This window comes from Gaiella sp., assembly GCF_035710885.1.
Lineage (GTDB): Bacteria > Actinomycetota > Thermoleophilia > Gaiellales > Gaiellaceae > Gaiella.
This window is the reverse complement of sequence record NZ_DASTCS010000010.1, coordinates 1-6,715: the sequence shown is the minus strand read 5'-3', so window position 1 is coordinate 6,715 and position 6,715 is coordinate 1. Positions and strand designations below refer to the sequence as shown.

Annotated in this window: 8 protein-coding genes; 4 read left to right on the top strand and 4 right to left on the bottom strand. The window is 68.8% G+C overall.

From position 1 onward, the window contains the following. Positions 1-570, top strand: a 570-nt coding sequence (locus VFO26_RS02690; protein WP_325113336.1) for a serine hydrolase domain-containing protein, incomplete at its 5' end; no start/stop codon positions are given. A gap of 75 nt (positions 571-645) precedes the next feature. On the opposite strand, the gene VFO26_RS02685 is transcribed toward VFO26_RS02690, so the two are convergent. After that, positions 646-1,005 (bottom strand): VOC family protein, encoded by a 360-nt coding sequence (locus VFO26_RS02685; RefSeq protein WP_325113335.1) that lies wholly within the window; start codon positions 1,003-1,005, stop codon positions 646-648. A 92-nt stretch (positions 1,006-1,097) separates the two neighbouring features. On the opposite strand from VFO26_RS02685, the gene VFO26_RS02680 reads away from it, so the two are divergent. Then, positions 1,098-1,670 carry a dienelactone hydrolase family protein gene (locus VFO26_RS02680; RefSeq protein WP_325113334.1) on the top strand — a complete coding sequence of 191 codons (573 nt, stop codon included), beginning with the start codon at positions 1,098-1,100 and terminating at the stop codon, positions 1,668-1,670. A gap of 7 nt (positions 1,671-1,677) precedes the next feature. Here the strand turns inward: VFO26_RS02680 and VFO26_RS02675 are convergent, their stop codons facing one another. Next, a complete protein-coding gene (locus VFO26_RS02675) occupies positions 1,678-2,355 on the bottom strand; it encodes a TPR end-of-group domain-containing protein (protein ID WP_325113333.1) in 678 nt (225 codons plus the stop codon). A gap of 102 nt (positions 2,356-2,457) precedes the next feature. On the opposite strand from VFO26_RS02675, the gene VFO26_RS02670 reads away from it, so the two are divergent. Then, entirely contained in the window at positions 2,458-3,075 is a 618-nt protein-coding gene (locus tag VFO26_RS02670; RefSeq protein ID WP_325113332.1) for a hypothetical protein, read from the top strand. 481 nt (positions 3,076-3,556) lie between these two features. Here VFO26_RS02670 and VFO26_RS02665 read toward each other — a convergent pair whose 3' ends face one another. Both VFO26_RS02665 and VFO26_RS02660 read right to left on the bottom strand, forming a co-directional pair. Continuing rightward, positions 3,557-4,267 (bottom strand): FAD-dependent oxidoreductase, encoded by a 711-nt coding sequence (locus VFO26_RS02665; protein ID WP_325113331.1) that lies wholly within the window; start codon positions 4,265-4,267, stop codon positions 3,557-3,559. A gap of 109 nt (positions 4,268-4,376) precedes the next feature. Further along, on the bottom strand, positions 4,377-4,562 hold the full coding sequence (locus VFO26_RS02660; RefSeq protein WP_325113330.1) for a hypothetical protein: 186 nt from the start codon (positions 4,560-4,562) through the stop codon (positions 4,377-4,379). Between VFO26_RS02660 and VFO26_RS02655 the strand changes: the two genes are divergently transcribed. Then, a partial coding sequence (locus VFO26_RS02655) for an ATP-binding protein (RefSeq protein ID WP_325113337.1) occupies positions 4,512-6,715 on the top strand: 2,204 nt, incomplete at its 3' end. The two genes, VFO26_RS02660 and VFO26_RS02655, sit on opposite strands and share 51 nt — an antisense overlap.

The following is a 6,715-nucleotide window of genomic DNA, read 5'->3' as shown; positions in this document are numbered from 1 at the left end:
ACCCGGTACCACTACTCGAACATCGGCTACGAGGTAGCCGGGATGATCGCGGAGGAGGTTGGCGGCATGCCGCTGGAGCGCCTCTTCGAGCACCGGATCATCCAGCCGCTGGGGCTGACGGGTGCCGCCTACGACCCCCAGGGCGAGATCGAAGGGCCTCATTCGCGCGGATACAGGGTGAGCGCGGACGGCGGCCGAGTCGACGCCACCGCCTGGCACGGAGGCACGGGGGCCGAGGGTGGGATCGTCGCGAACGCCGAAGACGAAGCGCGGTTCCTGATGGCGCTCATGCAAGGCAAGCTGCTGCGACCCGCCGAGCTGACCGCGCTGAGGACACCGGCGTCGTCAATCGGCAGCGACTACGCGCTGGGCTTCGTCGTCGCGCAGAGCGGCTGCGCCGGCGTCGACTACGAGCACGGCGGAGCCGGGCCGGGCTTCAAGACGAGCGTGCTCACGTCGGGTGACGGGAGGCGCGTGGCCGTCCTGCTCGCGAACGGAAACCGCGAGAACGACCCCGCGTACTACGCTCGCATCGACGCGGCGGCGAAGCGCCTCTACTGCGCCGCCTGACCGTCGCCGCTCGGGCGACCGCTCCACCCTCGGAGACGACTCCGGAACACCGGCTCGATCGCTCGGTGGCTTGGGTTACCCGCGCGGCGCGTAGCGCCGGTGGAGGATCAGCGTGTTGCCGTCGGGATCGCGGAACGCGGCGAAGTGACAGACCCCCGAGTCCCACGTCTCGGCGATGAACTCGACACCCTTCGCCTCGAGCTCGGCGCGAGCCGCGGCGACATCGTCGACGCGTAACGCGAAACCGGCGTGATTGGCGACGAACGGCAGTTCCTCGCGTTCTGGCTCCCAGAAGCTGAGCGTCACGTTCGGCGTCTCCAACTCGCCCTCCGTCACGCGGCTCTCCGGGACTCCCAGGACATCGCGGTACCAGGCGATCGCTCGCCTGCTGTCGCGCGTCGGGATCGAAATGAAGTCGACACCGTCGACCCGCATCCTGCGGCGAAGCTAGCAGCGCGACCCGGCTCGTGGCGCCGGCCCCCGGCCGGTGGCACCGAGCAGGCTCGGCCGGTGAGTAGTGTGGCTCCATGGCCGAGATACTCCTGTTTCACCACGCACAGGGGCAGACGCCCGGATTCGCGGCGTTCGCCGACGAGCTCCGCGGTGCCGGGCACACGGTGCACGCCCCGGATCTCTACGACGGCAAGACCTTCGCGACGCTCGACGAGGGCGTCGGCTACGCCAAGCAGGTCGGCTTCGACACGATCCTCGAGCGAGGCCGTCGCGCCGCAGAGACGCTGCCGAACGAGCTCGTCTATGCCGGCTTCTCGCTCGGGGTGATGCCGGCGCAGCTGCTGGCGCAGACGCGTCCCGGCGCCCAGGGAGCCTTGCTGTTCAGCGCCGCGCTCCCGGCCTCCGAGTTCGGCGGGTCGTGGCCGCAGGGAGTCCCGCTCCAGATCCACATGATGGAGGCCGACGAGTGGGCGATGGAGGACCTCCCCGCGGCGCGCGAGCTGGTCGAGACGATCGAGGGCGCGGAGCTGTTCCTGTATCCCGGCGATGGGCACCTGTTCGCCGACCAGAGCCTGCCCGACTACGACGAAGGTGCCGCGAAGCTGCTCGAGGAGCGCGTCCTCGCGTTCCTCGAGGCCATCGGATGACGGCGAATCAGCGGCCGAGAAGCTCCTGGAACGCGGGCTCGTCGCGGATCGGATCGAAGTCCGAGTCATCCTTGGCCATGTCGCGAGCGCCCTCCCACATGTCGATCACCCGGCGTAGGTGCTCGATGGCGTCGGCTCCCTGGCCGGCGAGGCTCTCGCAGCACGCCACGTTGTAGTAGAGATCCCCCTGGTCGGGGTATGCCTCGATGAGCTCGCGGCCCCTCGTTGCCGCCTCGGCGTACCTGCCGGCGTCGTACAGCGGCCGCACGGAGTCCCATACCTCGGGGGCGAAGCGCTGCATCGAGTCGGGGAGCCCCACCCAGCGATGACGGCGGGAGTCGTAGCCCGATTCCGTGGGCGGCGGAAACGACGGATCGGCGAACGAGCCCACCGAGACGACGATCAGGTCCGGCTCGGTCGGCTCCGTGTAGAACACCTGCGATCCGCAGTCGGGGCAGAAGTGGAAGACGTGCTCCTTCTTGTCGGCTTCGTCCGAGATCCGCGCGAAGTCACCGAAGCGGCCGTCGACCCGAACCTGGCCCGCCTTGAACCCAGCCTGCATACCGAAGGCGCTTCCGGTCCGCCGTTGACAGGCGAGGCAGTGGCAGATCGAGACGGCAAACGGATCGCCCGCGACTTCCAGGCGCAGTTGCCCGCAGTGACAGGCGGCTTCGCGGGTGGCCATCGCGACGAAACCTACTGAAGCATGGTCGCAGTGTCACCGACGGACGATGCGCACATCCCGGGGCCGGTCCAGACGAGGGCGCTCCGGCGTAGGATTGGCTTCTTGATCCGCTACGGCGACCTGGAGCTGCCGCACGGTGCGATCGCGCAGCTTGCCGTCGCGTTGAGGGACATCGGCGACGACGGTCTCGCCCACAAGCTCGGTCGCGCGATCGACGCCGACGTGGACGAGCTTCTGCTCACACCCGAGGATCACGCCCCGATCCTGCGAGCGCTGTCCCACAGGCCCATCCCAGAGCTGGCGGACTTCTCGCGGGTGCTCGAGACGCGATCTGCCCCGCCCGCAAGCTCCGAGGAGCTCACGACACTCCGCGCGAAGCGGCTGGCCGCGAACGAAGCGTTCTTCCGCGAGCTCAACCAGCGCCTCGAGCGCCAGACCCCCGACTCGGAGATCTTGATCGTGGTCTGCGAATGTGCCGAGGAGGACTGCGCGGAGCGGCTGGAGCTCACGCATCGCGAGTACGAGGGGATTCGCTCCGACCCGACACAGTTCGTCGTCGCGCACAGACATGCCGACCTCGAGATCGAAGACGTGATCGCTCGCACCGACCGGTTCGAGGTCGTCCGAAAGCTAGGTGTCGGCGCAGACGTCGCGACCCGACTCGACAGCACCAGCGAGCACGAGAGCATTGCGGCGCCGCTCGATCGCGAGGATCTCTAGACGGCCTCGCCGAAACACTCACCCGCCACCGCCACGATCCGGAGCTGCGGTCGCGCTGCGGGTGTTCCAGGACTCGCGCGGCCCGACAGGGTCGCCTCCCCGGGCCGCACTCGTCGCCCGAGAGCGTCTGCTCCACCTGCGAGGAGCTCAGCCGATGTGCTCGGCCCTGTCGGGCAGGCCGACCTACGGGTGCATGGGGTCCTCCCACACCGAGACGCGCGGCGCGGGAAAGCTCGGGTCGAAAAACGCGCCGACCGGCGCCGCGATGCCCTCCGGGCCGGGCCGGTAGCAGACGGTCGCGCCGCAGCGGGCGAAGAAGAGCGAGCGCTCCTTCGCCCTCGTCGGAGATCCGCACGTATTCGGTCGCGACGCTCTCGATCCGCACCCGCTCGGCGGGCCAGCGCGCCTGCACCCCGAACACGCTCCCTGTGCGTCGCTGGCAGGCGAGGCAGTGGCAGGTCGAGACCCGGACAGCCCCGGCTCAGTAGCCGGTGTAGCCCTCGGCGATGACGTTCTCCTCCCTCACTCCCGCTTCGCCCAACGCCTTCTCCATCGCCTCGGTCATCGCCGGCGGGCCTGCGACGAGGAAGGTGTACCGGTTCAAGTCGCCTTCGAGGCACTCCTCGAAGAACTGCCGGTCGAGCCTGCGCGATTCGCCGTCCCAGCCCGGGTCGTCGGTCATCGTCAAGACGAGCCGGAAGCCGGCGAGCTCGCGTTCGAGCTCCACGAGCTCGTCCAGAAAGGCCGTCGACTCGCGGTCCCGATTCGAATAGATCAAGGTCACGCGATACGGAAGGTGCTCCTCGGCGATATGGCGAAGCATGCTGCGAAAGACGGTGATCCCAATCCCGCCTGCGACGAACACGAGTGGGCGCGAGGTGTCGTCGGGCAGCCTGAAGTTGCCCTTGGGCGGCTCGACGTCGACCTCGGAGCCCACCTCCAGTTCGGCCAGCGTTCGCTTGAAGGCCGTCTCACGCATTCTCGTGGCGAGGCCGAGAGTGCCCTTCTCGTCAGGAGACGTCACGACGCTGATGTGCCGGCGAAGGCCTTTCTCGTCCTGGTGGCCGACGTCGGGCAACGTGACGAAGAAGTACTGCCCCGGCGCGAAGTCGACATCCTCGCCCTGGAGGTCGAAGGTCACGAACAGTGTCCCCTTCGCGACTTCCCGCTTCTCCTTGATCGTCGCACGCACGTCTCTCACCTTTCAGTTCGGAGCCGTCGCGTCGGGTTCCCGTTGCCCCGCTGGGACATTACCGCGCTCCCCCGGAGACCCGGCTCGGACCGGTATGCCGCGGGCCTAGTCAGCTCGATGCTTCACGGCGCACAGCGTCAAGCGTTCTTCGGTCGGCCGCGTCAGCAATGCTGACGCCCTGCGCACCGATCTTCCTTCCGGCACTGTCACCTTCCTCTTCACGGATGTCGAAGGCTCGACCGAGCTGCTCGAAGAGATCGGCGACGAGGCCTACGACGAGGTGCTCACCGAGCACCGACGGATCGTGCGGAATGCCTGCACCGAGCATGCAGGCGTCGAGGTCGACAACCAGGGCGACGCCTTCTTCTTCGCCTTCCCGACGGCGCCCGGGGCACTCGCGGCTGCGTCCGGGATCACGAGTGCGCTCTCCTCGGGTCCGATTCGCCTTCGGATCGGTCTACACACGGGTGAGGCGCGTGTGAGTAGCGAGGGCTACGTCGGAAGGGAGGTGCACTTCGCGGCTCGGGTCGCAGCGACGGGGCACGGAGGACAGATCGTCCTCTCGGGCGCAACCGCGGCGCTGGTTCAAGCGGAGTTGACCGACCTCGGCGAGCACCGCCTGAAGGACATCGCCGAGCCGGTCCCGCTGTACCACCTTGGTGATGGAGCCTTCCCGCCGCTCAGGACGATCTCCAACACGAACCTCCCCCGCCCCGCAAGTTCTTTCGTCGGCCGAGAGGCGGAGCTCGCCAATGTCTTCTCGAAACTCGAGCAAGGCGCACGTCTGCTCACCCTCACCGGCCCCGGCGGCTCGGGGAAGACGCGGCTCGCTCTCGAAGCAGCGGCCACCCTCGTGCCGAAGTACAAGGCGGGCGTCCTCTGGGTCGGCCTCGCCGCTCTCCGCGACGCCGCGCTCGTCACCGAGACGATCGCCCAGACCATCGGCGCAAGAGGCGGTCTCGCCGAGCACGTGGGCGAGCGCGAGCTCCTGCTCCTTCTCGACAACCTCGAGCAGGTGGTCGAGTCCGCCCCCGAGCTCGCCTCCCTTCTCGAGTCGTGCCCCAACCTCACGTTGCTCGTGACGAGCCGTGAGCTCCTGCGCGTGCGCGGTGAAGTCGAGTATCCCGTGCCCCCGCTTGCGGAGCCGGAAGCAGTCGAGCTCTTTTGCGCGCGCTCGCAGCTCGAGCCCTCCGAGGAGATCGCCGAGCTCTGCCGGCGCCTCGACTTGTTGCCGCTCGCCGTCGAGCTCGCGTCCGCCCGCATGAAGGCGCTCACCCCGAAGCAGATTCTCCAGCGCCTTTCCCGTCGCCTCGACCTCTTGAAGGGCGGCCGCGACGCCGATCCCCGCCAGAGGACGCTCAGAGCCACCATCGAGTGGTCTCACGAGCTCCTCTCGGAGGCGGAGCAGCGACTTTTCGCTCGCCTCTCCGTCTTCGCCGGCGGCGCGACGCTCGAGACCGCCGAGTCGGTCACAGGCGCCGACGTCGACAGCCTGCAGTCGCTTGTCGAGAGGAACCTCTTGCGCTTCAGCGACGGCCGTTACTGGATGCTGGAGACAATCAGGGAGTTTGCCGCCGAGCGGCTCGGCAACGTGGAGCGCGTCGTCCTTCGCGAGCGGCTTGCGGGCCATGTGGTGGCCAGCGCGAGGGGCCACGGATCCCCCCTGTTTCTCGGGCGGCAGGTAGATGCGGCGGCCGAGCTCGACGCAGAGCATCCCAATGTGCGGGAGGTCGTCCTCTGGGCGCTCGACTCCGGTCGGCCGGAGCTCTTCGTCGCGCTGTGTGCGGAGCTCTGGCCTGTGTGGATAGCGCGCGGGCACGCGCCCGAGGCCAATACGTGGGTTGCACGCGCCTTCGACGAGATCATGGCCGGGGACGACCCGGCAGCGCTCGGCGGCGCCGGGAAGATCGCTAGCCACGCCGGCGATCGGTCTCGCGCGATCAGCCTGATGACCCGACTCCTCGACCTCCTCTCGAACGGAGCGCAGGCCGCGCCGTACTGGGAGACGGGCGCGCTCGCTGACCTTGCCGACCTCGCCGTGGACGACGGCGACCTGGCACGGGCGCGGGCATATGCGGAGCGCAGCCTGCAGCTCTGCCGGCAGTCGGGGCGGCCTTATGCGCGCGCGCTGGCGTCGCTCGGCGACATCGCGCTACGCGAGGGCGACCTGGATGCCGCGGAAGCGGCGCTCGAGGAGGCCGCCTCCGGTTTTCGTGCGTTCGGGAACGAGAGCTTGTACGCGAACGCGCTGGCGCTCCTCGGCGAGGTTGCCCGCCGCCGAGGTGACGGCATCCACGCGCGGAACCTGCTGACGGACGCCGTGAAGCGGTTCGCGGCCCTCGGCGCGCAGGGTGCGGTCGGCGACTGCCTGCTGGAACTCGCGATCGTGCATGCCGACGAGGGCGAACTGATGCACGCGGGCAGGTTGTGGGGCGCCGGTCAGGCTCT